Origin of the sequence: Curtobacterium sp. MCLR17_042 (assembly GCF_003234695.1) — a bacterium.
In the GTDB taxonomy this organism is placed as follows: Bacteria; Actinomycetota; Actinomycetes; order Actinomycetales; family Microbacteriaceae; genus Curtobacterium; species Curtobacterium flaccumfaciens.
Genome location: NZ_QKTD01000021.1, coordinates 20703 through 46452 on the forward strand (window position 1 = coordinate 20703; position 25750 = coordinate 46452).

29 protein-coding genes are annotated in these 25750 nt (G+C 72.0%); 16 read left to right on the forward strand and 13 right to left on the reverse strand.

Features of this window, described 5'->3' with window-relative positions; genetic code table 11:
• The 5 genes from DEJ02_RS16725 to glp form a co-directional block, all read right to left on the reverse strand.
• Positions 1–399, reverse strand: coding sequence for a PLDc N-terminal domain-containing protein (locus tag DEJ02_RS16725; RefSeq protein WP_042537802.1), 399 nt, complete (start codon positions 397–399; stop codon positions 1–3).
• Positions 400–484: 85 nt separating this feature from the next.
• Positions 485–925: a molybdenum cofactor biosynthesis protein MoaE gene (locus tag DEJ02_RS16730; protein ID WP_111033875.1), complete on the reverse strand. Its 441-nt coding sequence runs from the start codon at positions 923–925 to the stop codon at positions 485–487.
• Positions 922–1434: a molybdenum cofactor biosynthesis protein B gene (locus DEJ02_RS16735; protein WP_071406005.1), complete on the reverse strand. Its 513-nt coding sequence runs from the start codon at positions 1432–1434 to the stop codon at positions 922–924. Before DEJ02_RS16735 ends, DEJ02_RS16730 begins: the two co-directional genes overlap by 4 nt.
• Entirely contained in the window at positions 1431–1946 is a 516-nt protein-coding gene (gene moaC / locus DEJ02_RS16740) for a cyclic pyranopterin monophosphate synthase MoaC (protein ID WP_276514737.1), read from the reverse strand. Before moaC ends, DEJ02_RS16735 begins: the two co-directional genes overlap by 4 nt.
• The gene (gene glp, locus DEJ02_RS16745) at positions 1943–3169 is read right to left on the reverse strand and encodes a gephyrin-like molybdotransferase Glp (protein WP_111033876.1); all 1227 of its coding nucleotides are present in this window, start codon (positions 3167–3169) and stop codon (positions 1943–1945) included. Before glp ends, moaC begins: the two co-directional genes overlap by 4 nt.
• Before the next feature lie 107 nt (positions 3170–3276).
• Here glp and DEJ02_RS16750 point away from each other — a divergent pair, with 107 nt between their 5' ends.
• From DEJ02_RS16750 to DEJ02_RS16785, 8 genes are all read left to right on the forward strand, one after another.
• On the forward strand, positions 3277–4218 hold the full coding sequence (locus tag DEJ02_RS16750) for an MTAP family purine nucleoside phosphorylase (protein WP_111033877.1): 942 nt from the start codon (positions 3277–3279) through the stop codon (positions 4216–4218).
• Positions 4215–5285, forward strand: a complete 1071-nt coding sequence (locus DEJ02_RS16755; RefSeq protein WP_111030820.1) for an NAD(P)-dependent oxidoreductase — start codon at positions 4215–4217, stop codon at positions 5283–5285. The genes DEJ02_RS16750 and DEJ02_RS16755 overlap by 4 nt, the downstream gene beginning before the upstream one ends.
• A 385-nt stretch (positions 5286–5670) precedes the next feature.
• On the forward strand, positions 5671–6420 hold the full coding sequence (locus DEJ02_RS16760) for a glycosyltransferase family 2 protein (RefSeq protein WP_027465082.1): 750 nt from the start codon (positions 5671–5673) through the stop codon (positions 6418–6420).
• On the forward strand, positions 6417–7088 hold the full coding sequence (locus DEJ02_RS16765) for a DUF2064 domain-containing protein (protein ID WP_111033878.1): 672 nt from the start codon (positions 6417–6419) through the stop codon (positions 7086–7088). The genes DEJ02_RS16760 and DEJ02_RS16765 overlap by 4 nt, the downstream gene beginning before the upstream one ends.
• Positions 7085–7747, forward strand: coding sequence for a bifunctional 2-polyprenyl-6-hydroxyphenol methylase/3-demethylubiquinol 3-O-methyltransferase UbiG (locus DEJ02_RS16770; protein WP_111033879.1), 663 nt, complete (start codon positions 7085–7087; stop codon positions 7745–7747). The genes DEJ02_RS16765 and DEJ02_RS16770 overlap by 4 nt, the downstream gene beginning before the upstream one ends.
• 126 nt (positions 7748–7873) lie before the next feature.
• Entirely contained in the window at positions 7874–8119 is a 246-nt protein-coding gene (locus DEJ02_RS16775) for a hypothetical protein (RefSeq protein WP_111033880.1), read from the forward strand.
• A gap of 143 nt (positions 8120–8262) precedes the next feature.
• Positions 8263–9882: a phosphoglucomutase (alpha-D-glucose-1,6-bisphosphate-dependent) gene (pgm, locus tag DEJ02_RS16780; protein WP_071406014.1), complete on the forward strand. Its 1620-nt coding sequence runs from the start codon at positions 8263–8265 to the stop codon at positions 9880–9882.
• A 222-nt stretch (positions 9883–10104) separates the two neighbouring features.
• Positions 10105–12573, forward strand: a complete 2469-nt coding sequence (locus tag DEJ02_RS16785) for an MDR family MFS transporter (protein ID WP_111033881.1) — start codon at positions 10105–10107, stop codon at positions 12571–12573.
• Between the two features lie 193 nt (positions 12574–12766).
• Here the strand turns inward: DEJ02_RS16785 and DEJ02_RS16790 are convergent, their stop codons facing one another.
• Positions 12767–13657 (reverse strand): site-specific DNA-methyltransferase, encoded by an 891-nt coding sequence (locus DEJ02_RS16790; protein ID WP_111033893.1) that lies wholly within the window; start codon positions 13655–13657, stop codon positions 12767–12769.
• A 66-nt stretch (positions 13658–13723) separates the two neighbouring features.
• Between DEJ02_RS16790 and DEJ02_RS16795 the strand changes: the two genes are divergently transcribed.
• The gene (locus DEJ02_RS16795) at positions 13724–14014 is read left to right on the forward strand and encodes a GNAT family N-acetyltransferase (protein ID WP_027465074.1); all 291 of its coding nucleotides are present in this window, start codon (positions 13724–13726) and stop codon (positions 14012–14014) included.
• A gap of 37 nt (positions 14015–14051) precedes the next feature.
• Here the strand turns inward: DEJ02_RS16795 and DEJ02_RS16800 are convergent, their stop codons facing one another.
• From DEJ02_RS16800 to DEJ02_RS16810, 3 genes are all read right to left on the reverse strand, one after another.
• The gene (locus tag DEJ02_RS16800) at positions 14052–14381 is read right to left on the reverse strand and encodes a hypothetical protein (protein WP_111024936.1); all 330 of its coding nucleotides are present in this window, start codon (positions 14379–14381) and stop codon (positions 14052–14054) included.
• A gap of 166 nt (positions 14382–14547) precedes the next feature.
• Positions 14548–15597, reverse strand: coding sequence for a biotin/lipoate A/B protein ligase family protein (locus DEJ02_RS16805; RefSeq protein WP_027465073.1), 1050 nt, complete (start codon positions 15595–15597; stop codon positions 14548–14550).
• Between the two features lie 131 nt (positions 15598–15728).
• On the reverse strand, positions 15729–16598 hold the full coding sequence (locus DEJ02_RS16810) for an alpha/beta hydrolase (RefSeq protein ID WP_111033882.1): 870 nt from the start codon (positions 16596–16598) through the stop codon (positions 15729–15731).
• Positions 16599–16703: 105 nt separating this feature from the next.
• Here DEJ02_RS16810 and DEJ02_RS16815 point away from each other — a divergent pair, with 105 nt between their 5' ends.
• The 3 genes from DEJ02_RS16815 (at position 16704) to DEJ02_RS16825 (ending at position 19245) form a co-directional block, all read left to right on the forward strand.
• Positions 16704–17861 (forward strand): inorganic phosphate transporter, encoded by a 1158-nt coding sequence (locus DEJ02_RS16815; RefSeq protein WP_111033883.1) that lies wholly within the window; start codon positions 16704–16706, stop codon positions 17859–17861.
• Positions 17862–17872: 11 nt separating this feature from the next.
• Entirely contained in the window at positions 17873–18142 is a 270-nt protein-coding gene (locus DEJ02_RS16820) for a hypothetical protein (RefSeq protein WP_111033884.1), read from the forward strand.
• A 161-nt stretch (positions 18143–18303) separates the two neighbouring features.
• Entirely contained in the window at positions 18304–19245 is a 942-nt protein-coding gene (locus DEJ02_RS16825; protein WP_111033885.1) for an acetamidase/formamidase family protein, read from the forward strand.
• A gap of 180 nt (positions 19246–19425) precedes the next feature.
• On the opposite strand, the gene DEJ02_RS16830 is transcribed toward DEJ02_RS16825, so the two are convergent.
• A complete protein-coding gene (locus tag DEJ02_RS16830) occupies positions 19426–20178 on the reverse strand; it encodes an SDR family NAD(P)-dependent oxidoreductase (protein ID WP_111033886.1) in 753 nt (250 codons plus the stop codon).
• A 95-nt stretch (positions 20179–20273) separates the two neighbouring features.
• On the opposite strand from DEJ02_RS16830, the gene DEJ02_RS16835 reads away from it, so the two are divergent.
• Positions 20274–20684: a MarR family winged helix-turn-helix transcriptional regulator gene (locus tag DEJ02_RS16835; protein WP_111033887.1), complete on the forward strand. Its 411-nt coding sequence runs from the start codon at positions 20274–20276 to the stop codon at positions 20682–20684.
• The gene (locus DEJ02_RS16840; protein ID WP_372444931.1) at positions 20681–22018 is read left to right on the forward strand and encodes an MFS transporter; all 1338 of its coding nucleotides are present in this window, start codon (positions 20681–20683) and stop codon (positions 22016–22018) included. Before DEJ02_RS16835 ends, DEJ02_RS16840 begins: the two co-directional genes overlap by 4 nt.
• Before the next feature lie 196 nt (positions 22019–22214).
• On the opposite strand, the gene DEJ02_RS16845 is transcribed toward DEJ02_RS16840, so the two are convergent.
• Entirely contained in the window at positions 22215–23108 is an 894-nt protein-coding gene (locus tag DEJ02_RS16845) for an alpha-E domain-containing protein (protein WP_111033888.1), read from the reverse strand.
• A 131-nt stretch (positions 23109–23239) separates the two neighbouring features.
• Here DEJ02_RS16845 and DEJ02_RS16850 point away from each other — a divergent pair, with 131 nt between their 5' ends.
• Both DEJ02_RS16850 and DEJ02_RS16855 read left to right on the forward strand, forming a co-directional pair.
• Entirely contained in the window at positions 23240–23758 is a 519-nt protein-coding gene (locus DEJ02_RS16850) for a MarR family winged helix-turn-helix transcriptional regulator (RefSeq protein WP_111033889.1), read from the forward strand.
• Positions 23759–23768: 10 nt separating this feature from the next.
• The gene (locus tag DEJ02_RS16855; protein WP_017886198.1) at positions 23769–23972 is read left to right on the forward strand and encodes a hypothetical protein; all 204 of its coding nucleotides are present in this window, start codon (positions 23769–23771) and stop codon (positions 23970–23972) included.
• A gap of 76 nt (positions 23973–24048) precedes the next feature.
• Here DEJ02_RS16855 and DEJ02_RS16860 read toward each other — a convergent pair whose 3' ends face one another.
• Positions 24049–24897, reverse strand: a complete 849-nt coding sequence (locus DEJ02_RS16860) for an NAD(P)-dependent oxidoreductase (protein WP_258378768.1) — start codon at positions 24895–24897, stop codon at positions 24049–24051.
• Between the two features lie 61 nt (positions 24898–24958).
• Positions 24959–25750: M23 family metallopeptidase (locus DEJ02_RS16865; protein WP_111033895.1), on the reverse strand; the 792-nt coding region annotated here is incomplete at its 5' end.

Genomic DNA, 25750 nt, shown 5'->3' on the forward strand with positions numbered 1-25750 from the left:
TCAGCTCGCGGGGGCGGTGTCGCCCTCGCCCGCGGCTTCCTTCGCGCGCTTCAGGCGAGCCTGCGCCTCCCAGTACTCGATCTCGCGCTCGAGCTCGGCGAGCTCCTGCTCGGTGCCGGTGACGCGCTTGGCGCCGTGGGCACTGCGGGCGTCGCCGAGGGTGGCGTACCGGTCCTCGTGGCGGGTCGGCTCGATGTACCGACCGTGGTTGCGTTCGCCCGGAGCCCAGTCGTGGCCGATGGCGAACCAGACGATGCTGCCGACGACGGGGACCAGGATCACGAGGATCACCCACGCGATCTTCGGCAGGCCGCGGATCTGGTCATCCGTCTTCGTCAGGATGTCGATCAGGGCGAAGACCAGCAGGATGACGGTGATCCCGGGCAGCAAGACGCTCATGTTCGCGATTCTATGGATCCGCTTGGAGTCTCACCATGCCCCGAACGAGCGTCCCGGTTGCGAAGGTGCACAGGGTGGGGGCCGGTCACAGCGCCGCGACCCACTCATCCGTCCCGTCGGTGAACCGCTGGTGCTTCCAGATCGGCACGCGCTCCTTCACCATGTCGACCAGGGCACCGCACGCGGCGAACGCCTGCGCCCGGTGCGACGACGACACCGCTGCGGCGAGCGCGACGTCCCCGATGCCGAGCGCCCCGACGCGGTGCAGCACGGCGATCCGGACGTCGGGGTGGCCCTCTGCGATGGTCCGGGCGACCTCGGTGATGACGTCGCCGGCGCTGGGGTGCCGCTCGTAGTCGAGCGCGGTGACGCCCTTGCCACCGTCGTGGTCACGGACGATGCCGGCGAAGGTCACCACGGCGCCGTCCTGTTCGGTGGCAACCACGGCCGCGACCTCGTCGACGCTGATGTCGCGGTCGACGACGTCGGCGAGCACGACCCGTGCGGCGGCCTCGGTGGTGCTCACGAGGCGCTCCGCGGGGCGTGGCCCTCGCCGTGCACCTGGGCGACCACGTGGTCGAGTACTCCGTCGAGCACGGCGAGCCCGTCGGACACGCCACCGCGCGACCCGGGCAGGGTGACGAGCAGACAGCCGGCGTTCGTGACCCCGGCGACGCCGCGGGTGAGCAGCGCGGTCGGGCCGGCACCCGCGAGTCCGCGTCGACGGATCTCCTCGGTGATGCCGGGCAGTTCGAGGTCGATCAGCCCCGCCACGGCCTCGGGGGTCCGGTCGGTCGGGGTGACCCCGGTGCCGCCGGTGGTGATGACGACCCGGGCGTCGGCCAGGAGCTCCGCGGTGACGGTCTCGGTGATCGCGCCGCCGTCGGGGACGATGATCGGGTCGCTCGTGGTGAACCCGTGGTCGCGCAGCCAGTCGGCGATGACGGGTCCGGTGCGGTCGAGTGCGGGGTCGGCGGCGGCCTGCGTGGACACCACGACGACGGCGGCCCGGCCCCTGGTCGGCTCGGCGGTCATCGGTTGCTCCAGTCCCCGGAGCGTCCGCCGTGCTTCTCGAGCACGCGGACGTCCGTGATCACGGCCGCTCGGTCGACGGCCTTCACCATGTCGTACACCGTCAGGGCGGCGACGCTCGCCCCGGTCAGGGCTTCCATCTCGACGCCGGTGCGCGAGGTCGTGCGGACCGACACCTCGATCAGCACGCGGTCGTCGGTGCCGGTGATGTCGACCTGAACGCCGGCGATCGGCAGCGGGTGGCACAGCGGGATCAGGTCGGAGGTCTTCTTCACCGCCATGATCGCGGCGATGCGGGCGGTGCCGACGACCTCGCCCTTGGGCAGCGAGCCGTCGAGGATGCGTGCGACGACGTCGGGACGGGTGACGACGGTGGCGGTGGCGGTGGCCGACCGGTCGGTGACGTCCTTCGCGGAGACGTCCACCATGTGCGCGCTGCCGTCAGCGCGGACGTGCGACAACTCGTCGGTCGGCGTCGGTTCGGACCGCATCTGGTCAGCGGACGGGTCGGTCATCGGAGGCTCCAGACGGTCAGAGGGTCGCCGACCTCGACGGCGTCGACCCCCACGGGGACGTGCACCAGGTGGGTGGCGGCGGCGTAGTGCACGAGCAGATGCGAACTCGGCCCACCGACGAAGTGCACGGCACCGTCCTGCACCCGGCCGCGACGGACCTGGTGCTTGCCGACGGGTGAGCCGGCAGCGGACGCCGCCGGCAGGACCTGCGTGGGGCGGTCCGGCGTGAGTCCGACGGCGGCGGCGAGCAGGGGGCGCAGGAACACCTCGAACGAGACGAGCGCCGACACCGGGTTGCCGGGGAAGGACACGACCGGCACGGCGCGACCGGCACCGAACACGACGCTGCCGAACGCCTGCGGCCCACCCGGTTGCATCGCGACCGGCGTCACCGCAAGCCCCCGGGGTTCGAGCGCCTGCCGAACGACCTCGTACGCCCCGGCGCTGATGCCCCCGGTGGTCAGCACGAGGTCGGCCCAGTCCCCCACGGCTGCATCGAGCGCCCGGTCGAAGGCAGCGACGTCGTCGGGCACCCGGACGGCCCGTGCGTCCGCACCGACCTGGGCAAGGGCGGCCCGCAGCGCGATGCCGTTCGCGTCACCGATGGTCGCGGCGTCCGTGTCGGCGCCCTGCAGCTCCGAGCCGGTCGACACGACGAGGACCCGCAGCGGTCGGCGCACCGACACGGTCGTCACCCCCGCAGCAGCCAGCGCGCCGAGCAGCGCCGGCGTGACGGCGGAACCGGCCGGAGCGAGCTCGGCGCCGGTCGGCAGGTCGCTGCCCGTCACCCGCACGAAGGTGCCGGCGGTCAGGTCGGCGGGCACCGTCACCCGTGGCAGCTCGAGCGCAGCCGGGAACGCACCGGGCTCGGTCGCCTCGACCGGGAACACCGCGTCGGCACCGGTCGGGATCCGTGCACCGGTCATGATCGGCGCGGCCGTGCCGGGTTCGAGCGGTTCGGGCACCACGCCGGCCGGGATGGGTGCGACGACCCGGACGGCCTGCCCCGCGTCCGCGGCCTGCACGGCGAACCCGTCCATCTGACTGTTGTCGAACGGCGGCAGCGGAACGGGCGACAGGACGGCCGCCGCGAGCACGCGGTGGGCGAACCCGGCACCCGCACCGGCGAGTTCGTCGAGCGGCAGTTCTTCTGCTCCGAGGCCCGCCACCACCGGCGCGAGCAACGCCGCCAGGTCGTCGCGGTGCTGACCGATCGTTCGCACAGGTGCCTCCGAACAGGGGGTTGGTGGCGCCGTTCCCGGTTCGCCCGGTGGCGCCGTCAGTAGCGTATCCAGCGCGCAGCCCGCGCCGACGACCAACCGGAGGACCTGTGGAGAACGACGAAGCCGTGACGATCGGTGTCATCGGAGGCTCCGGCCTCTACCAGCTGTTCGAGGAGGGCACCGCCGACGAGCTCGACGTCCCGACCCCGTTCGGCCCGACGTCGAGCCCGATCAGCATCGGCACGATGGCCGGACGACGGGTCGCGTTCCTGACCCGCCACGGCCGTGAGCACTCCGTGGCCCCACACCGCATCAACCACCGTGCGAACGTCTGGGCGCTCCGTTCGCTCGGCGTCCGCGCGATCGTGTCCTCGAGCGCCGTCGGCGGCCTGCACCCCGACTACGCCCCGGGCACCTTCGTCGTGACCGACCAGCTCATCGACCGCACCTGGGGCCGCGCCGACACGTTCTTCGAGGACGACGTGCAGCACCTGTCCTTCGCCGACCCGTTCGACCCGACGCTCCGCCGCGCGGCGATCGACGCCGTCGCCGGACTCGACGTGCCGTTCCGCCCGACCGGCACCTGCGTCGTCATCCAGGGCCCCCGGTTCTCCACCCGCGCCGAGTCCGTCTGGCTCCGCCAGGCCGGCGGCCACACCATCAACATGACGATGACGCCCGAGGTCCCCCTGGCCGCCGAACTCGGCATCGCCACGGTGAACCTGTCGTTCGTCACCGACGCCGACGCCGGCCTGGCCCCGACCGAGGACGAGGCCGCCGCAGCAGCCGCAGCCGCAGCCAGCGGCCCCGATATCGACGACGCCGGCGCCGTCGTCACCCACGCGCTCGTCATGGAACGCCTCGCCCGCGCCAACGAGGTCATCGTCCGCGCCATCGGCCAGATCGTCGCCGCCATCCCCGCCGACTTCACCCCGCGCGAACTCGTCCCGACCAGCGCGAGCGCCAGCATCATGCAGGCCCAGCCCGCGGGCCCCACCGCCACGAAGGCCCAGCCCGCCGCCACCGCCACCACGGGCGCCACCGCATGAGCCGCCTCCTCGTCACCGGCGGCGCCGGCTTCATCGGCTCCGCGATCGTCCGCCGCGCCCTGGCCGACGGCCACGAGGTCCGCGTCCTCGACTCCCTGCGCGACGACGTGCACGGCGACCCCGCCGAGGTCATCCGCGCCCACCAGCAGCAGGGCATCGCGTTCGTGCACGGCGACGTCCGCGACCGGGTCGCCCTCGACGCCGCCCTCGACGGCATCGACGTCGTGTGCCACCAGGCGGCCAAGGTCGGCCTCGGCGTGGACTTCCAAGACGCCCCCGACTACGTCTCGTCGAACGACGCCGGCACCGCCCACGTCCTCGCCGGCATGGACCGGCACGACATCGGCCGGCTCGTCGTCGCCAGCTCGATGGTCGTCTACGGCGAGGGCGCGTACACCACCGCCTCCGGCGAACCCACCCGTCCGCCGGCCCGCCGCCGCGAGGACCTCGACGCCGGCCGCTTCGACCCGATCGGCCCCGACGGTCAGCCCCTGCTGCCCGGCCTGATCGACGAGTCCGCCGCGCTCGACCCCCGCAACGTCTACGCGCAGACGAAGGTCGCGCAGGAGCACCTCGCCTCGAGCTGGGCCCGTGCCACGGGCGGCCGCGCGATCGCGCTCCGGTACCACAACGTCTACGGACCGGGCATGCCCGCGAACACCCCCTACGCCGGTGTCGCCTCCCTGTTCCGCTCGGCACTGGCCCGCGGCGAGGCACCCCGCGTCTTCGAGGACGGCGCCCAGCGACGCGACTTCGTGCACGTCGACGACGTCGCCGGCGCGAACGCCGCCTCCATCGCGGCGACCGCCGACCTGCCGTCGGACACGTTCCGCGCGTACAACGTCGGCTCCGGCACCGTGCACACCATCGGAGACATGGCCGCCGCGATCGCCGGACCCGACGGCCCGCAGCCGGTCGTCACCGGCGAGTACCGCCTGGGCGACGTCCGCCACGTCACCGCGAGTTCGGCACGCATCGCCGCCGAGCTCGGCTGGCACGCCGAGGTCGACTTCGAGGCCGGCATGCGCGACTTCGCGACGGCACCGCTCCGCAGCGCCGTCCGCTAGCCGGAACGCGTGCGCGGGCGGCGCACCGCTGGCCGTGCCTGAGAGCGCGACCAGCAACCGGACGGGAGGCCCGTGACGGCGCCGCCCCGCTCCTCCCGTCCGCAGTCCCCGCCCCCAGGGCCACGCAAGACGCCGTCGTGACTGCACCACGCCTCCTGGTGCGTGAGACGCCGCCGCATCCGGCGGCGTCTCGACGACACGACGGCGTCTTGCGACACCCGGAACGCGCGATACACGCGCACCCTGTCCCCCGTTCTGGGGACCGTGCGCGAACCAGACGCGCTGAACGACCAGGACCCGGCAGTTTCCTGTACCCCGCAGCGCGTCGTCGTGTTGTGTCGAGTGCATGCCAGGACAGACCCGTCGATCCGACCGACCGCACCGAATGACGGACATGACTGTCGACGTGATCCTGCCGTGCCTCGACGAGGCGGACGCCCTGCCGAAGGTCATCGCACGGCTCCCCACGGGCTACCGGGCCATCGTCGTCGACAACGGATCGACCGACGGATCGGCCGACGTGGCCCGTGCCCACGGTGCCCTGGTGGTGACGGAACCCGTCAAGGGGTTCGGTTCGGCCTGTGCCGCCGGGGTCGCCGCGGCGACCGCCGACTTCGTCGCCTTCTGCGACGCCGACGCCTCGATGGACCCCGCCGAGCTCCCGCCCCTGGTCGATCGCGTGGCCAGTGGCCGCGTCGACCTGGCACTCGGCCGTCGCGTCCCGACCGGCCGCGGCGCGTGGGCCCCGCACGCGCGCTTCGCGAACCGCGTCCTCGCCGTCCTCATGCACCGCGCGACCGGCTACCGCCTGCGCGACCTCGGCCCGATGCGCGTGATGCGCCGCGAGGACCTCGTCTCCCTCGACCTGCGCGACCGACGCAGCGGCTACCCGCTCGAGATGGTCCTGGCCGCGCACGCCGCCGGCTGGCGCGTCGACGAGTCCGACATCGGGTACGCGCAGCGCATCGGCGACAGCAAGGTGACCGGCACGCTCCGCGGCACGATCAACGCGGTGCGGGACATGTCCCGTCTGCTCCGTGCGTACCGCCGGGAGGCCCGTGTCCGGGTCGTCGCACCGGGACCGCTCCGCCAGGCGGCCGAGTCCACCCCCGTGGTCGAGGAGGCCCGCTCGTGACCGTCGACCCCACCCACGTCCACGCCGGCGACGCTGCGCGCACCGACGTCACCGTCGCCGTCGTGGCGAAGGAGTGCCTGCCCGGCAAGGTGAAGACCCGGCTGACGCCGGCGCTCTCCCCCGAGGGCGCCGCACGCGTCGCGTCCGCGAGCCTCGCCGACACCCTGGCGACCGTCCGCGCACTGCCCGCGGCACGCCGGGTCCTGTTCTTCGACGGCGACGTCGTGCCCGCCGCGGCCGACGGGTTCGAGGTGCTGCACCAGCCCGGTGGCGGCCTGGACGAGCGCCTCGGGTTCCTGTTCGACGCCGTCGACGGTCCGCTGCTGCTCGTCGGCATGGACACCCCGCAGGTGTCCACCGCGGACCTCGCCCCGGTGTTCGACGACGCCGCCCGCGATGCCTGGTTCGGCCCGGCCGAGGACGGCGGCTTCTGGTCGCTGTACCTGCGGCAGCCCACCGGCGACCTGCTGCGCGGCGTCCCGATGTCGCGTGACGACACCGGAGCCGTGCAACTCGCACGCCTGACCGACGCCGGACTCGACGTGGGCGTGCTCGGCGAATTGCTCGACGTCGACACCATGCCGGACGCCGAGCGAGTCGCCGACCTCGCTCCCGACTCCGACTTCACCCGGGCACTCCGTGCCGAGACCGTGGGGAGCACCCGATGACCATGCACGCACCCGTCTCGTTCGGTGCCGGCGGCGGCGAGCCGTACGCCCGTGCGCTCCGCACCGACGGTCACCTGCGCCTGACCGACGCCGACCGCCCCGACGCCGTCACCACGATGGACGTCGGCCGCTGGAGCGCCGCCGCCGACCGTGTCGACCGCTCGCTGCTCGACGACGTCGACGGCGGGGTCATCGACATCGGGTGCGGCCCGGGCCGGATGCTCGTCGCCGCACGGTCCCGGGGCATCCCGGCGCTCGGCGTGGACGTCTCGGCCGAGGCCGTCGCCATCGCGCAGCGCTCCGGCGGCACCGCCCTGCAGGGTTCCGTGTTCGACACCGTGCCCGACGAGGGCCACTGGGACACCGCACTCGTGATCGACGGGAACATCGGCATCGGCGGCGACCCCACGGCCCTGCTCGCCCGTTGCCGCGAGATCGTCCGCGCCGGCGGCCGGGTCATCGTCGAGACGAACCCCGAGGTCACGGCCGACCGCGTGTACACCGCCCGGGTGGTCGACGCCGACGGCAACGAGAGCGCTGGGTTCCCCTGGGCCGAGGTCGGCCTCGACGCCCTGCACCGGCACGCGGCGGAAGCCGGACTGGTCGCGCGGCAGAGCTGGACGGCCGAGGGCCGGAACTTCTGCGAGCTGCTCGCCTGAGGCTCCGACACGCGCTTGTTTTGCATGATGCAAGACAAGCGCGTAGAGTTGTGCTCATCCAGCCGACGGCGTCGCGGTCGCCGGCTCGGTGACCTGCGGACCTCGGCACGACGACGAGGAGCACCCATGCAGAACCGTCAGAACCCCCTGGGCGGCGCCTACGTGACCGGCCTCGAGACCCGCGCCGAGCTCGGCGCCTTCACCGGCGACGCAACCCGCAGCCCGGTCGGCAGCTACACCGGCACCGGAATCAGCCGCGCACTCGGCCGCTTCGTCGACACGCAGTTCCGCCGTCCCGGCACCGCGACGTCCTCGACGCGCACCGTGACCGGTTCGTTCCGCACGGCGACGGGTTCGTTCCGCATCGCCTGAGGCACCTGCCTCCACAGACCGCGAGCGGTCGTCCACCCCGGGGGTCCCCCCTCAACCCGGGTGGGGCGGCCGCTCGCTCGCGTTCCCGGCCTCTGGTGCACTTCCCCCGAACGCGCCAGGGCGGCCGATGCCAGGATGGACGCATGAACGACCGCGCCGGCACCCCAGCGACCGCAGACGACCTCGTCGACCTCGACGAGCTCCTCGCCGCCTACCACGACCGAGTGCCCGACGTCTCGGTCCCCGAGCAGAAGGTCGTGTTCGGCACGTCCGGACACCGCGGGTCGTCGCTCGACACTGCCTTCAACGACACCCACATCGCCGCCATCACGCAGGCGATCGTGGAGTACCGCCGCGACCAGGGCACCGATGGGCCGCTCTTCATCGGCCGCGACACCCACGCCCTCTCGGCCCCCGCCGAGCAGACCGCGCTGCAGGTCCTCGCCGCCAACGGCGTCCGCGTGCTCGCCGACAGCGAGGACGGCTTCGTGCCGACGCCCGCGCTGAGCCACGCGATCATCCGTTACAACCGCGCCGGCAACCCGGACACGGCCGACGGCATCGTCATCACGCCGAGCCACAACCCGCCCCGCGACGGCGGCTTCAAGTACAACCCGCCGCACGGTGGTCCCGCCGACAGCGACGCCACGAGCTGGATCGCGAACCGGGCGAACGCGATCATCGAGGGTGGCAACGCCGAGGTGCAGCGCACCGAGGACGCCGAGCCCGAGCGCTACGACTTCCTGAACACGTACGTCGCCGACCTCGAGAACATCATCGACATCGCCGCGATCAAGCGTGCCGGCGTGAAGATCGGTGCCGACCCGCTCGGTGGTGCCTCGCTGCCGTACTGGAACGCCATCCGCGACCACTACGGCCTCGACCTGACCGTCGTGAACCCCGAGGTCGACCCCACGTGGGCGTTCATGACGCTCGACTGGGACGGCAAGATCCGGATGGACCCGTCGAGCCCCTCGGCGATGGCCTCGGTGCTCGCCCGGAAGGACGACTTCGACGTGCTCACCGGCAACGACGCCGACTCCGACCGGCACGGCATCGTCACGCCCGACGGCGGGCTGATGAACCCGAACCACTACCTCGCGGTCGCGATCGAGTACCTCTACGCGCACCGGCCCGAGTGGCGCGACGACGCCGCGATCGGCAAGACCCTGGTGTCGTCGAGCATCATCGACCGCGTCGCCGAGTCCCTGGGGCGTCGCCTGTGGGAGGTCCCGGTCGGCTTCAAGTGGTTCGTCCCCGGCCTGATCGACGGCTCGGTGGCCTTCGGCGGCGAAGAGTCCGCGGGTGCGTCGTTCCTGCGCACCGACGGCACCGCGTGGACCACCGACAAGGACGGCATCATCCTGGCGCTCCTGGCGTCCGAGATCGTCGCCGTCACCGGCAAGACCCCCTCGCAGCTCTACGCCGAGCTGACCGAGCGCTTCGGCGCGCCGGTCTACCAGCGCGTCGACGCCGCTGCGTCGAAGGAGCAGAAGGCCCGCCTCGGCAAGCTCGACGGCGACGCCATCACCGCGGACACCCTGGCCGGCGACCCCATCACCGCGAAGCTGTCGAAGGCCCCGGGCAACGACGCAGCCGTCGGTGGCGTGAAGGTCGTCACCGACAAGGCGTGGTTCGCCGCGCGCCCGTCGGGCACCGAGGACGTCTACAAGATCTACGCGGAGAGCTTCGTCGGGCAGGAGCACCTCGAGCAGGTGCAGCGCGAGGCCAAGGAGATCGTCGACGCAGCACTGGGCGCGTAGCGCCCTCGTCGGACGGGCTGCGGGTCTCGGACACCGCAGCCCGTCCGACGGAGCCGAGCCGGGCCTCCAGGCCGTGTACCGCCGGGGCGCACCGGGCGTACCGTGACTGCCGATCCACTCAGGAAGCCGCCTCGGTGCGACCGAGCACTTGCGGCAGTTGTAACTTTGCAGGCAGCGCAAAAATCGTTCTGCCAGCGCATCGGTACCCGGGAGACCCTGCTCATGACCCAGACGGCGACCGCACCCGCGGCCCCCACCACGGCGTCCAACGTCGTGATGAACCACCGACAGATCCTGTTGGTGATCTACGGCCTGATGGCCGGCATGTTCCTCGGTGCCCTCGACCAGACGATCGTCGGCACCGCGATCCGCACCATCGGTGACGACCTGCACGGGCTCGACCAACAGGCCTGGGTCACCACCGGGTACCTCATCGCCTCGACGGTGACGACCCCGATCTACGGCAAGCTCTCCGACATCTTCGGTCGCCGGCCGCTCTTCATCACCGCGATCGGCATCTTCATCGTCGGCTCGTTCGCGGCGTCGTTCTCCACCTCGATGCTCATGCTCGCCGGGTTTCGCGCGCTGCAGGGCCTGGGTGCCGGTGGTCTGATGTCCCTGCCGCTGGCGATCATGGGCGACATGCTCGCCCCACGCGAGCGGGCGAAGTACCAGGGCTACTTCCTGGCGGTCTTCGGCATCTCGTCCGTCATCGGCCCGCTCGTCGGTGGCGTCTTCGCCGGCGCGGACCAGCTGCTGTTCATCGCCGGCTGGCGCTGGGTGTTCCTGATCAACGTGCCGATCGGCATCATCGCCCTCTTCATGGTGCTGACGTTCCTGCACCTGCCGAAGTTCGGCGACCGCGGCAAGCCCCGCATCGACTGGTGGGGCGCGACGCTCGTCATCGTCACGCTCGTGCCGTTGCTGCTCATCGCCGAGCAGGGCCGTGAGTGGGGCTGGGACTCCCCCGCCGCCTTCGCCTGCTACGCCATCGGTGCCCTCGGCCTGATCGCGTTCATCATCGTCGAGCGGGCCATGGGCGACGACGCGATCCTGCCGATGAAGCTGTTCGGATCGCGGGTGTTCTCGATGTCCGCGATCCTGTCGGTGCTCGTCGGCTTCGGCATGTTCGGCGCGATGCTGACGATCCCGCTGTACCTGCAGATCGTCAAGGGCGTGACCCCGACCGAGTCCGGCTTCGCCATGCTGCCGATGGTGCTCGGCCTGATGATCTCGTCGATCGCCTCGGGCCAGATCATCTCGAAGACCGGCAACTACCAGGTCTTCCCGATCACCGGAACGGCGTTCACGGCGATCGGCTTCACGGTCCTGACGTTCCTGACCGCCGACCGGCCCCTGTGGTTCCTGATGCTCGGCATGTTCGGCATCGGGCTCGGACTCGGGCAGCTCATGCAGACGCTGACCCTGGCCGCGCAGAACTCGGTCTCGCCGCGGGACATCGGTGTCGCGACGAGCGCGGCGACGTTCTTCCGCCAGATCGGCGGCACGATGGGTACCGCCGTCCTGCTCTCCGTGCTGTTCACCCTGATGCCGACGAACATCAGCGCCGCGATGCAGAACGAGTCCGACCTGAAGAGCGCGCTCAACGCCGCGATGACGCCCTCGGTCGCGAACGCGTCCAAGAACCAGGGCGTGATGGACGAGATCTGGACGAAGATCGTCGACCCGGTGCAGAAGAACGTGCAGGACGGTCTCGACCAGGGCACCGCGCAGGCGAAGCAGGCTGCCGACGCCGCCGTGACGAAGCAGGTGACCGCAGCCGTGCAGCGGCAGGTCGCCGCGGGCACGGTCCCCGCCGCCGCAGCGGACACGATCATCGCCCAGCAGGTCGACGACGCGAAGCCCGCAGCCGAGCAGCAGGCGCTCGAGACGGCGGCCACGAAGGCGAACGCCTCGGTCGTCGACGGCACGCTGCAGATCGACTACTCGGACAAGGCGCAGCGGGAGAACGTCGTCGACCAGGTCGCCCCGACGCTCATCAAGCAGCTCAAGAGCGGCGACTCGGCCGCGAGCTCGTCCACCGATTCGGCGACGAGCGACACGTCGTTCCTGAACGGGGCGGACCCCCGGCTCAGCCGTCCGTTCCTGGTCGGGTTCAGCGACTCGGCCGTCCGCGTCTACTACGTCGGCCTCGCGGTGATCCTGATCGCGTTCGTGCTGACGTGGTTCTTCCGGGTGCCGCCGCTCCGCAAGACGTCGGCGCTGCAGGAGCAGGCCGATGCCGCTCGCACGGCAGCCGGTGCGGGGTCGGACGGGAGCGCCGCTGCAGCCGCTGCCGCAGCCGCACCTGGGGCTGGTCCGGTGCCGACGGGGTCGTCCTCCGCCGAAGTCCCGACCTCGCCAGACGTTCCGACGTCGCCGGACGTGCAGCCTCGGTCTGCCCGCGCCGCCGGAGCGTCGGACGTCTCGGTGCTGCCGATCGGGGTCGACGACACCCGCGCGCCGCTGCCGAACGCCACCACGCACGGTGCACACTCGGCGGCTGCGCCGGTCGACGAGCCCCCGACGACGACCGGTGCCATCCGGACCCGGGCTGCCCACGCTGCCCCGGTCGTGGAGCCGGATGTCCACGGGGCCGGAGCCGACGCGGCGGAGGCGAGCCGGGCCTCCCGGACGGACGCTGACGACGCTGGCGACGCGCACGCGCACGGGCGGCACTCGGCCGAGTAGTTGGCGCGGGCGCTGGCTCGGTGTGTGTGCATGTTCCGACGATCCACGCGTCGAACGACTCGTGGATCGTCGCAGCATGCACCCGCATCGTGTGCGTGTGCATCTTCCGACAGAACGCGCGTCGAACGACTCGTGGATTGTCGCTCGGTGCACCCGTATGCACCATGCGCACCGGTCGCAGACCCCGCCAGCCTCAGACCGCCGGCGCCGCGTCCCCCGCCGCTGCCGCCGGCGCTCCGGCCACCTCGAACGACGCACCCGGCAACCGCTTCCGCATCACGTCGATCGCCGCCGGGTTGTCGTCCACCAGCACGTACCGCCGCCCCAACGCATGCGCCACAGCGCCCGTGGTCCCGCTGCCCGCGAAGAAGTCGAGCACCCAGTCGCCCTCGCGTGAGGACGCCTGCACGATCCGCCGCAGCACCCCCTCGGGCTTCTGCGTGGGGTAGCCGGTCTTCTCACGGCCGGTCGGCGACACGATCGTGTGCCACCAGACGTCGGTGGGCAGCTTGCCGCGCTCGCGCTTCTCGGGTGTGACGAGCCCCGGCGCCATGTACGGCTCGCGGTCGACGGCCTCGGAGTCGAACCAGTACCGCGACGGGTCCTTCACGTAGACCAGGATCGTGTCGTGCTTCGTGGGCCAGCGCGTCTTGGACTTGGCACCGAAGTCGTAGGCCCAGACGATCTCGTTCAGGAACGACTCGCGGCCGAACAGCGCGTCGAGCAGCACCTTGGCGTAGTGCGACTCGCGGTAGTCGAGGTGCAGGTACAGCGTGCCGTCAGTGGCGAGCAGCCGCCAGGCCTCGATGAGTCGGGGTTCGAGGAACGACCAGTAGTCCTCGAACCGGTCGTCGAAGCGCATCAGGTCGCCGCGCACCCGCTCGTAGGTCCGGCCGTGGAACCCCATCACGGGGCCGTCGGCCTTCGGCACGGCGGAGGTCGCGTGCCGACGCTGGTACCGGCCGGTGTTGAACGGCGGGTCGAGGTACACCAGCGTGAAGGAGCCGTCCGGGTAGGCGGGGACCACGTCGAGGGCGTCGCCGAGGACGACGCGGTCCGGGCCTCGGTCGTCTCCCCTGCGCACGGACCCATTGTCGCGCACCGAGCAGGCACGCACCGCACGCCCAGGCCCCGGCGTACGGTCGAGTGCATGGCAGCAGCACCCGAGGTCCGCAACGACACCGACAAGCAGCAGTACTCCCTGATCGAGGACGGCGAGGTCATCGGCCTCGCGGCGTACGAGATCGACGGCGACGAGATCCGCTTCGTACACACCGAGGTCGATCCCGAGCACCGCGGCGGTGGGCACGCGTCGATCCTGGTGCAGCACGCCCTCGACGACGTGCGTGCGAGTTCGTCACGCCGGGTCGTCGCGCAGTGCAGCTACGTGCACGCGTGGATCGAGCGGCACCCGGACTACCAGGAGCTCACGACGCGCTGACGCGGGCGACCCCCAGACGAGCGCGGCGCCCGTCCGCTCAGTACGAGCGGTCGTGCGTCCCCGCGCGGGCCTCGTGCCGCCCGGCGCTCCGCACCGTCGGCACCCGGATGAGCACGCTGCCGCTGAGCAGGTCGTGGTCGTGGTCCGCCGGTGACGGGGCCTGTTTCGGCAGGCGCGCCTGCCGTTCGTACTCGGCTTGCGTCTCGTGCCGGGTCGGTGCGAACACCTCGTCCAGCATCCCGCCCATGCCTCCGGATCCGCCGCTGCGCTGGGACTTGTTCGACAGGTCGATCCACCCCATGCGATCGGCGATCCACACCACGACGGCCACGGCGGCCACCGCCCCCAGGAAGATCAACCAGTTCACGGCAGCGACGCTACGTGGGCTGCGCGGCGAGCGGATCAGCCGCGCGGGGGATTCTCATCATCCACACGTCTGGTTCATGAGGTCGAGGCGCACACTCGAGGCAGCGGCGGCCGGGACGTCCCCCCTCAGCTCCGGCCGTCGCGTCCACCGTCGATCGGAACGGGGCTCACGGCACCCGCTCGAGCCACTCCTTCGTCGCGAACTTCGTCCGCACCAGCTCCTGCGCGCGCTCCCGCTCGGCCTCGGTCACGTGCCCCTCGGTCGCCCCGTACAGCCGGGTGAAGGTGCCGATCAGCCGCTCGATGATCTCGGCGCGGGACAGCCCGGTCTGCGAGCGGAGCGGGTCGACGCGCTTCGCGGCGCTGGTGGTGCCCTTGTCGCTCATCTTCTCGCGCCCGATGCGCAGCACCTGGACCATCTTCTCGCCGTCCATGTCGTAGCTCATGGTGGCGTGGTGCAGCAGCGACCCGGTGCCGAGGCGCTTCTGTGCGGCCCCGCCGATCTTGCCCTTGGTCGAGGTGATGTCGTTGAGCGGCTGGTAGTAGGCCTCGATGCCGAGGGACTTGAGCGCCTCGATCACCCACTCGTCGAGGAACGCGTACGAGTCGGCGAAGGTCATGCCCTGCACCAGGTCGGACGGCACGTACAGCGAGTAGGAGATGACGGCGCCGGCGTCCATGAACATCGCGCCGCCGCCGGAGATGCGTCGGACCACCTGCACGCCGTACTTCTCGGCGCCGGCGGGGTCGACCTCGTTCTTGAGCGACTGGAACGACCCGATCACGACGGCCGGCTGGTCCCACTCCCAGATGCGCAGCGTGGGACCGCGACGGCCGGCACCGACCTCTTCGGTCAGCACCTGGTCGAGCGCGAGGTGCTCGTTCGGGCTGATCGGCCCCTCGTGCACGATCTGCCAGTCGTGGTCGCGCCAGGTCGAAGCCCGCGAGAGCGCGCGGCGCACCGCGACACCGACGGACTCGGGCGTGAAGCCGAGCAGCACCGCATCGGTCGGCAGGGCCGCCCGCACGGCTGCGGCGATGCCCGCGGCGTCGGTGGTGGCGGGGAGCCCGTTCACGGCCGCGTCGATGAGCGGCAGCGCGTCGTCGGGTTCCAGGAAGAAGTCACCCGCCAGGCGGAACTGCTGGATCGTGCCGTCGACGACCTCGAGGTCGACGACGACCAGCTTGCCTCCGGGGACCTTGTACTCACCGTGCATGCCGCAACCCTATTCCGGACGGCCGACGGCCCGGCAGTGAGCCGGCCTGTTGACGGCCTGGAGGCGCGTGGCGGCGCCGCCACGAGCCTCCAGTCCGTCGCCGGTCGCGTCGCAGGACGCGGCGAGCGCCGTCAGCGCGTCGTCACCCGGTCGAGCCACGCGACCAGGTCGCCGATGACCTCTGCGCGGTTCGTCTCGTTGTAGACCTCGTGCCGCGCGCCCTCGTACACCTGCACGGTCACGTCGGACAGTCGTCCGCGTCGGCGGTACGCCTGCGCCAGACGCTCGATCGAGCGCGGACCCCCGAGGGTGTCGTCGGAGCCGACCTGCAGCAGCATCGGCAGGTCGTGCGGGATGCCCCGTCGCGGGACCCCGAGCAGCCGGAGCGTGTCGGCGAGCCCGAACAGCCCGATGACGTCGGCCTCGACCGCCAGGGGGTCGAGCGCCATCGCGTCGATGATCTTCCGGTCGCGGGTGAGCCACTCGTACTTGGTGGGCCCGAACCCCGCGTGCCGGGCGTTGAGGTCGCCGCTGTTCATCCAGCCGGGCAGCCGGTAGGCGCTCGCGGACAGGACGACGCCGTCGTAGCGGTCCGACGAGGTGTTCACGATCCGCTGCGCCATCAGCGACCCCCACGAGTGCCCGAGCAGCACGAGCGGCAGCCCGGGTTCGTCGGCCCGCGCGACCGCGCTCATCTGCTCGACCGCGGCGATCGCCGCGCGCAGGCCGCCGGGGCCGAGCCGACCGAGCTTGGCGTGGTCGCCGTCCCACTGGGTCAGGCCGGTGCGACCGTGCCCGCGGTGGTCGTTGGCGTGCACGGTGTAGCCGGCGCGCACCAGGTCCTGCGCGAGCGGTTCGTACCGGAGCCCGTGCTCCCCGACCCCGTGCGCGATCTGCACGACACCCTTCGGCCGAGCCGCACGCCAGGTCGAGTAGACGATCTCGACGCCGTGGGCGTCGGTGAACGAGGCGTCGCCGCGAGCGGCGGAGAAAGTCGGCACACCCGCATCCTTCCAGACACTGCCATCCTCGCAGACGCGCTCCATCACGGACCTGTTCACCCGGCGTTCACGCAGGGGGTCCCAGGCGGGCCTAGCGTCCTGCGCATGGACGTCATCGTCATCGTCACGCTGGTGATCGTCGTGGCCCTCGTGTTCGACTTCACGAACGGCTTCCACGACACCGCGAACGCCATGGCCACGTCGGTCGCCACGGGAGCGCTCAAGCCCCGGACCGCCGTGCTCATCTCCGCCGTGCTCAACGTGGTCGGCGCGTTCCTGTCCACCGAGGTCGCCAAGACCGTCTCGCAGGGCATCATCCGCGAGGGGCAGGACGGCATCCACATCTCCCCCACGATGATCTTCGCGGGGCTCGTCGGCGCGGTGCTCTGGAACCTGGCGACCTGGTACCTCGGGCTGCCGTCCTCGTCCACCCATGCGCTGTTCGGCGGGCTCATCGGCGCCTCGATCATCGGCGCGGGGCTGAACTCGATCAGCTGGGCGACGGTGGTGTCGAAGGTCGTGCTGCCGGCGCTGCTCTCCCCGGTCATCGCCGGGGTGATCGCCCTGGTCGCGACGTACCTGGCGTTCGTGCTCACGAAGAACGCGACGACGCACGGTGCGGCGACCGGGTTCCGGCACGGGCAGACTATCTCGGCGTCGCTAGTGTCGCTCGCGCACGGCACGAACGACGCGCAGAAGACGATGGGCGTCATCACGCTGACCCTCATCGCCGCGAACTACCAGGCCGCCGGCACCGGCCCGGCGCTCTGGGTGATCCTGGCCTGCGGGCTCGCGATCGGCCTCGGCACGTACATGGGCGGCTGGCGGATCATGCAGACCGTCGGCAAGAAGATCTCCGACGTGCAGTCGCCGCAGGGCTTCGCCGCCGAGACGAGCTCCGCCGCGACGATCCTCATCTCGTCGCACCTGGGCTTCGCGCTCTCGACGACCCACGTGACGAGCGGCGCGGTCGTCGGCTCGGGCCTCGGCAAGAAGCTCGCCGATGTGCACTGGTCGGTCGTCGGCCGCATCGTCATCGCGTGGGTCATCACGTTGCCGGCCGCTGCGGTGGTCGGGGCGCTCGCGACCTGGCTCGCGTCGACCTCGGCCTTCGGGCTGGTGCTCGTCGCGGTCCTCGCCCTGGCCGGCGGGCTCACGTTCTACGTCCTCGCCAAGCGCAAGCCGATCTCGCACGAGGACATCACCACCGAGTCCGGGCCGGCCGAGCAGGCCGAGCCGCAGCCGACCGGCGCGACGAACTGAGGGGAACGACGATGGACATCGACTTCACCGCGATCGGCACGGTCGCCGGCGTCGGCTTCGTGGCCGCCGTGGGCCTGGTGCTCGTGTACACGCTCGGCCTGCGGCTGCTCGGCACGGGGCAGCCGGACGACGCGGGTGGCGAGCGCACGCAGTACTCCGATGAGACCCCACGCTCCGGGCACACCCCGCCGGCGGCACTGGCGGGAGCCGTGCTGTGCTTCGCCCTGTGCATCGTCGCCGTGCTGGCGGGCATCTGGCTCACGATCCCCCAGTTCCACTGAGGACGTTCCTTCCCAGAACACCCGCGATGGCTGGTGGAATCGGGCGTACCTGGTCAGAACTTCCGACCGGGTACGCCCGATCCGACCCGGTACGCCCGATCCGACCAGGTACGCCCGGAACCGCCCCGCCCCGCACCCCACCCGCCTGGGATGATCGAACGGTGACCACCCACCACCTCGACGCCACGGTCGACTCCGCCGTCGACGTCTTCACCGCCGAACGCCAGCCGGTCCTGACCGTCGAACCGGGCGACACGGTGACCGTCCGCACCCTGAGCGCCGCGGGCTACACGGAACGCCAGCCGGGCCCGGGCCTGGACGCTCCGACCCTGATCGACCCGCGCCGGGGCCACTGCCTGGTCGGGCCGATCGCCGTCGCGGGAGCACGTCCGGGGATGGTCCTGGCGGTGCGCTTCGACGACCTCGTGCCCGACGACTGGGGTTACACGGCCTCGGGCGGAGTCGACTCCCCCGTGAACCGCGCACTCGGCCTGACCGACCCGGCGTCGCGCGGCCCGCTGCTCTGGGACATCGACGTGTCCGCCGGAGTCGCCGTGAACCAGCTCGGCCTCGGGGTACGGACCGCACCGTTCCTCGGCGTCGTCGGCGTCCCACCCGAGCCCACCGGGGAGCACTCCACGATCCCGCCCCGCACGGTCGGCGGCGGCAACGTCGACTGCCGCGAGCTGATCGCCGGCTCGACCCTGTACCTGCCCGTGACGGTGCCGGACGCCCTGCTCCACGTCGGCGACGGGCACGCGGCCCAGGGCGACGGCGAGGTCTCCGGCACGGCGGTCGAGTGCGGCATGACGACGACGATGACCCTGACGCTCCTCGATGCGGCCCCGGTCGAGGGCGTGCACGCCGACACCCCCGCCGGACGCATCACCTTCGGCTTCGATGCCGATCTCAACGTCGCGACGGCCACGGCGCTCGACCGGATGGTCGACTGGATCGCCGGGCTGCACGGGATCGGCCGCGCCGAGGCCCTCGCGATGGCGAGCGTGGCGGTGAGCATGCGCATCACGCAGGTCGCGAACCGCACGTGGGGCGTGCACGCCCTGCTCCCGCACGACGCGATCCTGACGGACACGCGGCTCTGAAGGCCGGGAGGCCCGCCCAGCGCGAGCCGACCGGCACACGCTGGGCGGGCCTCCCGTACGACGTTCCTTCCCATCGCACCCGCGCTGGAAAGCGGAAACGGGCGTACCTGGTCGAAAGAACCGACCAGGTACGCCCGTTTCGACCAGGTACGCCCGGAACGACCAGGTACGCCCGACCCGTCAATGAGCGGAGTAGCCGCCGTCAACCAGGTGGTAGCTGCCCGTGATGAACGAGGCCTTGTCGCTCAGCAGGAACAGCACGAGCGCGGCGACCTCGGCGTCGGTGCCGAGCCGCTTCGAGGCGTGCTCGTCCTCGAGTGCCGCGATGGCCTCGGGCGAGAGCGACTTGCGGAGCAGCGGGGTGTCGATGAACCCGGGGCCCACGGCGTTCGTGCGGACGCCCTGCGACGAGTACTCGAGCGCCGCGACCTTGGTCAGCCCGGCGAGCGCGTGCTTCGAGGCGACGTACGCGGCGTTCTGGGCCATCCCGACCACGCCGAGCACCGACGCCATGTTCACGATCGCGCCACCGCCGGCAGCCACCATCGCGGGGATCTCGTAGCGCAGCCCGTAGAAGACGCCGTCCAGGTCGACCGCACGGACGCGGTCCCAGGCGGCGATGTCGTACTCGCCGATCGGCTGCGGCGCCGCAGCGATGCCGGCGTTGTTCACGGCGAGGTGCAGCGCGCCGAACGTGTCGACCGCGAACTGCACCATGCGCTCGTTGTCCGCGGCGACCGCGGAGTTCGCCTCGAACGCGCGAGCGGTGCCACCGGCCTCCACGATCGACGCGGCGACGCGCTCGGCGCCCGCCAGGTTGATGTCGGCGACGACCACCGCGGCGCCCGCCGCGGCGAGCTCCTTCGCGACGGACTCGCCGATGCCGCTGCCACCACCGGTGACGACGGCGACCTTGCCCTCGAACTCGGACATGTTCTCCTTCTCTCTCGGCAACACGTGTTGTCTAAGAGCACGGTACACCCGAAATCAAGTTCGTTCGCTGAACTAATGAGATAGGCTAACGACCGATGACCGACGCCACCGACCTCCGCATCGCGGTGAACCGGCTGTCCCGCACCCTCCGTGCCCAGAAGGCCGACTCGAGCGTCACGGACGCGCAGTTCTCCGCCCTCGCCCGCCTGCACCGCGACGGCGCCATGACCCTGGCCGACCTGAGCCGTCAGGACGGCGTCACCCCGCCCTCGATGACGAAGACCATCGCGGTGCTGGTCGAGCGGGGCCTGGTGTCGAAGTGCGGGCACGGCGACGACCGCCGCAAGGTGCTGCTCGGCGCGACACCTGCCGGAGCCGCCTTCGTCGAGGAGACCCGACGCCGCCGCGACGGCTGGCTCTCCCCGCGACTCGCAGCACTCACCGCCGACGAGCGGAGCACCCTCGCCGCCGCCACCGAGATCATGAGGAGGCTGGCCCAGCAGTGACCGCCATGTTCCGCTCCCTCGCCGGACGCAACTACCGCATCTGGTTCGCCGGGGCCCTGGTGTCGAACGTCGGCACCTGGATGCAGCGCACCGCCCAGGACTGGATCGTGCTGACCCAGCTCTCGGACAACAACGCCGTCGCGGTGGGCATCACGATGGCCCTGCAGTTCGGCCCCCAGCTGCTGCTCCTGCCGCTCACCGGGCTCGCCGCCGACCGGTTCGACCGCCGGAAGATGCTCATGCTCACCCAGGGCCTGATGGGGCTGCTCGGGCTGGGGCTCGGCGTCATGGTCCTCACGCACACGGCCACCCTGCTCGCACTGTACGGCTTCGCCCTGGCACTCGGCATCGTCGCCGCGTTCGACGCCCCGATCCGGCAGGCCTTCGTCTCCGACGTCGTGCAGGGCGAGGACGTCTCGAACGCCGTCGCGCTGAACTCCGCGTCGTTCAACGCCGCACGCCTGATCGGCCCCGCGGTCGCCGGTGTGCTCATCGCGGCGATCGGCTCCGGATGGGTGTTCGTCATCAACGCCGGGTCGTTCCTGGCCGTCCTGCTCGCACTCCGGTTCGTCGACCCCGCCCAGCTCGCCGAACGGGTCCGGGCGGGCCGCGGCAAGGGGCAGATCGTCGCCGGCTTCCGGTACGTCCGCACCCGGCCGGACATCGTCGTCGTGCTCTGCATGATCTTCGTCGTCGGCACGTTCGGCGTGAACTTCCCGATCTTCACCTCGACGATGGCGCGGGTCGAGTTCCACCAGGGCGCCGGCGAGTTCGGGCTGCTCAACTCGGTGATGGCGATCGGCTCGGTGCTCGGTGCGCTGCTGTCCGCCCGCCGGGACAAGCCGCGGATGCGCACCCTCGTCCTCGCGGCGGGCGGGTTCGGGCTCGCGTGCACCGCCGCTGCCCTCGCCCCGACGTACTGGACCTTCGCGATCGTGCTGGTGTTCGTCGGACTCGCATCCCTGACCTTCATGACGACCGCGAACGCCCTGGTGCAGACCACGACGAAGCCCGCGATGCGCGGCCGCGTCATGGCGCTCTACATGGCGATCTTCGCGGGCGGCACCCCCATCGGCGCCCCGCTCGTCGGTGCCGTCGCGGACGCCTTCGGCCCACGCTGGGCGATCGTCGTCGGCGCGGCCTCGGGCTTCGTCGCACTCGGGATCGCGCTCGTCTGGCTCGTCCGGTACCAGCGGGTCCGGCTGCGCTACGACGCCGACTCGCGGCTGCACCTGGCGATCACGCACGCCGTGCCGGTGGTCGGCTCGCGCGCGGCGCTCCGCCGCGAGCTGGAACGCGACGAGACGCTCGCCGACCGCTCCAGCGCCGTCTGACGGACCGGCGGGTCGCCCTGCCCGTCGGCCGACGGCCCGTGACGCACCGACCGTCGGACGGGAGGCCCGCACCGGCGCCGCCACGGGCCTCCCGTCCGGCGCCACCCGGGCACACGGCCGCGGTCGCGACGCGCGGACCGACCCGGTTCCGACGCACGTGCGCCGAGCCGGCGCCGAACACCGGCTCCGGGTTGGCTCAGAGGACGGGTGCGGACGACGCGAAGACGCGCTCGTCGAGGGCCGCGGCGACGCGGTCGGCAGCCACCGCCAGCCGTTGCCCGACGTCACCCGCCACCGCGAGCGCCGACTCCTCGGGGATGCCGTCGAGCAGGGCGCGGACCTCGTCGAACCCGGCGACATCGTCCGCGACGCAGGACGGGGCGACGTCGGCCAGGCACTCGGCCGCGCGGTGCACGGTGAACCGCAACGACCGCGGGCTGTGCGCGTCGAGGAGCAGGAAGGCGGCGGCGTCGGACGGCACCGGGGCGTGGTCACGGCCGCGCAGGAAGGCCTCGCCCGCGCCGCACGCCCGGAGCGCCGCCGTCCACGAGGTGACCGCATCCGGCTCGAGCAGCCGCGACGCCAACAGCCGTGCGGTGGAGGCGCAGCGGGTGAGCGAGCGTCCGAGGGTGAAGAACTCCCACACCTCGTCACGGCTGGCATCCCCCTCGACCACCCCGATGGCGAGGGCACTGCGCTCCCGCACCCAGCCGAGGAACTCGTGCGCCCGGTCGGGGGCGATCTTCCGGGGCATCCGCGACCGCGTGACGTCGAGGCAGTCCCAGAGCTCGCTCGAGACGACCTCGCGGGCGCGGCGTGCGTGGTCGCGGGCGACGGCGACCGCGGCGGCGATGGACGCGGGTTCGTGCCGGTCGAGCGCGAGGGCGTCGACCGTGGCGGCACGGTCCGGGTCGTTCGCGGGGCCGGTGGTCCCGATGACACTGCGGAGCTCGGTGGACACGAGCCGGTCGTCGTCGAGGGTGCCTGGTTCTCGGCGGGCGACGTAGACGTCGAGCAACCGTGCGACGACGTCGGTGCGCTCCACCGCGCTCCCCACGTGGAAGACGTTCCCCGCGAGGCGGCTCAGCACGGCTGCTCCTGCATGTCCAGAACCTAACGAGCCGGCGTTGCCGGGGTGTTACAGAACCGCGTCACGGGTGTTGCAGGTGTCCCGTCTCCGCGCTCGCTAGACAATCTAACTAGAGCGTCTAGCATTGGGGCATGACGTCCGAGGTGATGACCAGCACCGCGGGGTACTGGTACGAGGACTCCGCGGTCTCCGCCGTGGACGTCCTCAACGCCCTGCGGCGGTACCGAACGGCCGAGAGCGCCGCCCAGCGCCGAGCGCGCGAGGCACTGGGGATCGGCGAGAACGCCCTGCTGGCGCTCCGGTTCCTGATCGACGCCGAGCACGACGGCCGCACCGTCAACGCGAAGGACCTCGCCGAGCGGCTCGAGATCACCGCGGCGTCGACGTCGGCGCTCGTCGACCGGCTCGTCCGCAGCGGTCACGTCGAACGGCACGCCGACCCGAACGACCGCCGTGGCGTGATCCTCACCGCCACCGGCACCTCGATGCGGCACGCGCTCCGGGTCATCGAGGAGCTCGACGCCCGCGCGCTCGAGGTCACCGAGCACCTGCCGAGCAACGAGATGGCCGTCGTCGTGGACTTCCTGGACGAGATGGTCCGCGTCGTGGACGAGCTCGACGCTGACTCGGACCACCTCCGTCGCGCGTAACCTGGACCGCATGGACCCTCGCGGCGAGCACCACCCCGAGGACGACATGCCGTTCGCCGAGCTCGACTCGCGGGCCCGCGCCGACGCCGCACTCCGGCGCATCCAGGCCGGGTCCGATCCGGCTCGTGAGGCCTTCGACCTCGCCAACACCATGAACGACGAGGCCGTGGGGCGGCTCACGAAGCGCCTGCGGCAGTTGTTCCGTCGGGGCTGATCGCTCGGCGGATCCGTGCCTGTGCGCGTGCGTGTGTGCGTGTGCGTGCGTGTGTGCGTGTGCGTGTGCCTGTGCGTCAGAACGCGGTGCCGACCGCAGCGATGTCGTCACCCCCGTGCCCGGCTGCGCTGGCATCGGCGTAGACGCGGCCGAGTGCCTCGAGCAGCGTGGTGGACACCCCCGCGGTCCGGGCGGCATCGGTGATGAGCCCGATGTCCTTCCGCAGCCCGTCGAGTGCGAACTGGGCGGGGAACTCGCGGGCGATCATCGCGGCGCCCTTGGTGTGGGCGTAGGCGGAGTCGCTCGCGCTGCCCTCGATGGCCTGCAGGAACAGCGCGGGGTCCAGCCCGAGCGCCGCCGCGAGGGCCAGGGACTGCCCGGTCGCCGCGGTGATCGATGCGATCCAGGCGTTCGCGGCGAGCTTGAGCGCGGTGCCGTCGCCGACGTGGTCGCCGGCACGGACGGTCTTCGCGCCGATCGCGTCGAGCACGGGGTCGACACGGTCGAGCAGGTCCGCCGGGCCGGCCGCGAGCATCGTGAGCTTGCCCTGTTCGGCCGGGGCCTTCGTGCCGAGCATCATCGCCTCGACGAGGGTGATGCCGTACTTCTCGGCCAGCTGCACGATCGTCGCGGTGCCGTCGACCCCGATCGTCGAGGCCTGCACCCACACGGCGTCGGTCGGAGCGTCGCCGGCAGCCTGCTCGAGGACGTCGACGACCGCATCGGTGTCGAACAGGGTGAGCAGGACGACCTCGGCGTGCTCGACGGCAGTGCCCGGGTCGCTCGCCACCGTCGCGCCGCGGTCACCGAGGGGCGAGGCCTTGTCGGCACTGCGGTTCCAGACCGTCACCTCGTGGCCGTCGCGGAGCAGTGATCCCGCCACGCCGGCACCCATCGCACCCGTCCCCAACACCGTCACTCGCACGTGCGTCTCCGTCCTGGCGCGACAGCGTGCCGCGACCGCTCCGACGCTACGCCCGACGCCGTCAGAGGAGCCCGCGAGCCTGCAGCCAGGCGGCCGGGTCGATCGGGGTGCCGGCCACGATGACCTCGAAGTGCAGGTGGGCGCCGGTCGAGACGCCCGTGTTGCCGACGGCCCCGAGGCGCTCCCCCGCGCGGAGGACCTGGCCGGGGCGGACGTCGATCACCGACAGGTGCCCGTACCGGGTCGCGGTGCCGTCGGCGTGCTGCAGGAGGACCTGGTTGCCGTACCCACCGAGCACACCCGCCGAGACGACCCGGCCGGGCAGCGCGGCGACGACCGGGGTCCCGATGGCCGCGGCGAAGTCGACCCCCTGGTGGTTCGACGAGCACGCCGCACAGCCGACGACCCAGCGGGAGCCGAAGCCACCGGCGTCCGGGATCGCACCGGCCGTGGGACGGGCGGCTCCACCGGTCGGGCCCGAGCCACCGGGGACCCGGAGCGCCGCGGCAGCACGGCCGACCGAGAAGTCGTCGCGGCCGGCCGTCGGCCCGGTCGAACCGTCGGCGACGAAGTGCTGCATGCCGGTGGCTGCCGACGTGGGTTCCGGAGCGGCCGGAGCGGCGACGGCGGTCTGCGGGGAGCCGACCGCGACGAACAGGCACGTGACGGCGGTGACCGCCGCGGCGGGAAGGGTCCGCCGGGCGGGGATCCGGAAGGACGCGGGCCGACGAAGCGTGGGAGCGGCCGGCTGCGTTGAGGCAGCCGGCTGTGTGGGAGCGGCCGACCGCGTGGGCCGGCTGGGCTGTGGAGGCCGGATGCGTCGTGTGGGCTGGGTGGAAGCCGGGGTGGCGGG

Coding starts and splice junctions, on each gene's coding strand:
- DEJ02_RS16725 (WP_042537802.1), bottom strand. CDS start 399: ATGAGCGTCTTGCTGCCCGGGATCACCGTCATCCTGCTGGTCTTCGCC.
- DEJ02_RS16735 (WP_071406005.1), bottom strand. CDS start 1,434: ATGACCGCCGAGCCGACCAGGGGCCGGGCCGCCGTCGTCGTGGTGTCC.
- moaC (WP_276514737.1), bottom strand. CDS start 1,946: ATGACCGACCCGTCCGCTGACCAGATGCGGTCCGAACCGACGCCGACC.
- DEJ02_RS16755 (WP_111030820.1), top strand. CDS start 4,215: ATGAGCCGCCTCCTCGTCACCGGCGGCGCCGGCTTCATCGGCTCCGCG.
- DEJ02_RS16760 (WP_027465082.1), top strand. CDS start 5,671: ATGACGGACATGACTGTCGACGTGATCCTGCCGTGCCTCGACGAGGCG.
- DEJ02_RS16770 (WP_111033879.1), top strand. CDS start 7,085: ATGACCATGCACGCACCCGTCTCGTTCGGTGCCGGCGGCGGCGAGCCG.
- DEJ02_RS16775 (WP_111033880.1), top strand. CDS start 7,874: ATGCAGAACCGTCAGAACCCCCTGGGCGGCGCCTACGTGACCGGCCTC.
- pgm (WP_071406014.1), top strand. CDS start 8,263: ATGAACGACCGCGCCGGCACCCCAGCGACCGCAGACGACCTCGTCGAC.
- DEJ02_RS16785 (WP_111033881.1), top strand. CDS start 10,105: ATGACCCAGACGGCGACCGCACCCGCGGCCCCCACCACGGCGTCCAAC.
- DEJ02_RS16795 (WP_027465074.1), top strand. CDS start 13,724: ATGGCAGCAGCACCCGAGGTCCGCAACGACACCGACAAGCAGCAGTAC.
- DEJ02_RS16805 (WP_027465073.1), bottom strand. CDS start 15,597: ATGCACGGTGAGTACAAGGTCCCCGGAGGCAAGCTGGTCGTCGTCGAC.
- DEJ02_RS16815 (WP_111033883.1), top strand. CDS start 16,704: ATGGACGTCATCGTCATCGTCACGCTGGTGATCGTCGTGGCCCTCGTG.
- DEJ02_RS16820 (WP_111033884.1), top strand. CDS start 17,873: ATGGACATCGACTTCACCGCGATCGGCACGGTCGCCGGCGTCGGCTTC.
- DEJ02_RS16830 (WP_111033886.1), bottom strand. CDS start 20,178: ATGTCCGAGTTCGAGGGCAAGGTCGCCGTCGTCACCGGTGGTGGCAGC.
- DEJ02_RS16835 (WP_111033887.1), top strand. CDS start 20,274: ATGACCGACGCCACCGACCTCCGCATCGCGGTGAACCGGCTGTCCCGC.
- DEJ02_RS16850 (WP_111033889.1), top strand. CDS start 23,240: ATGACGTCCGAGGTGATGACCAGCACCGCGGGGTACTGGTACGAGGAC.
- DEJ02_RS16855 (WP_017886198.1), top strand. CDS start 23,769: ATGGACCCTCGCGGCGAGCACCACCCCGAGGACGACATGCCGTTCGCC.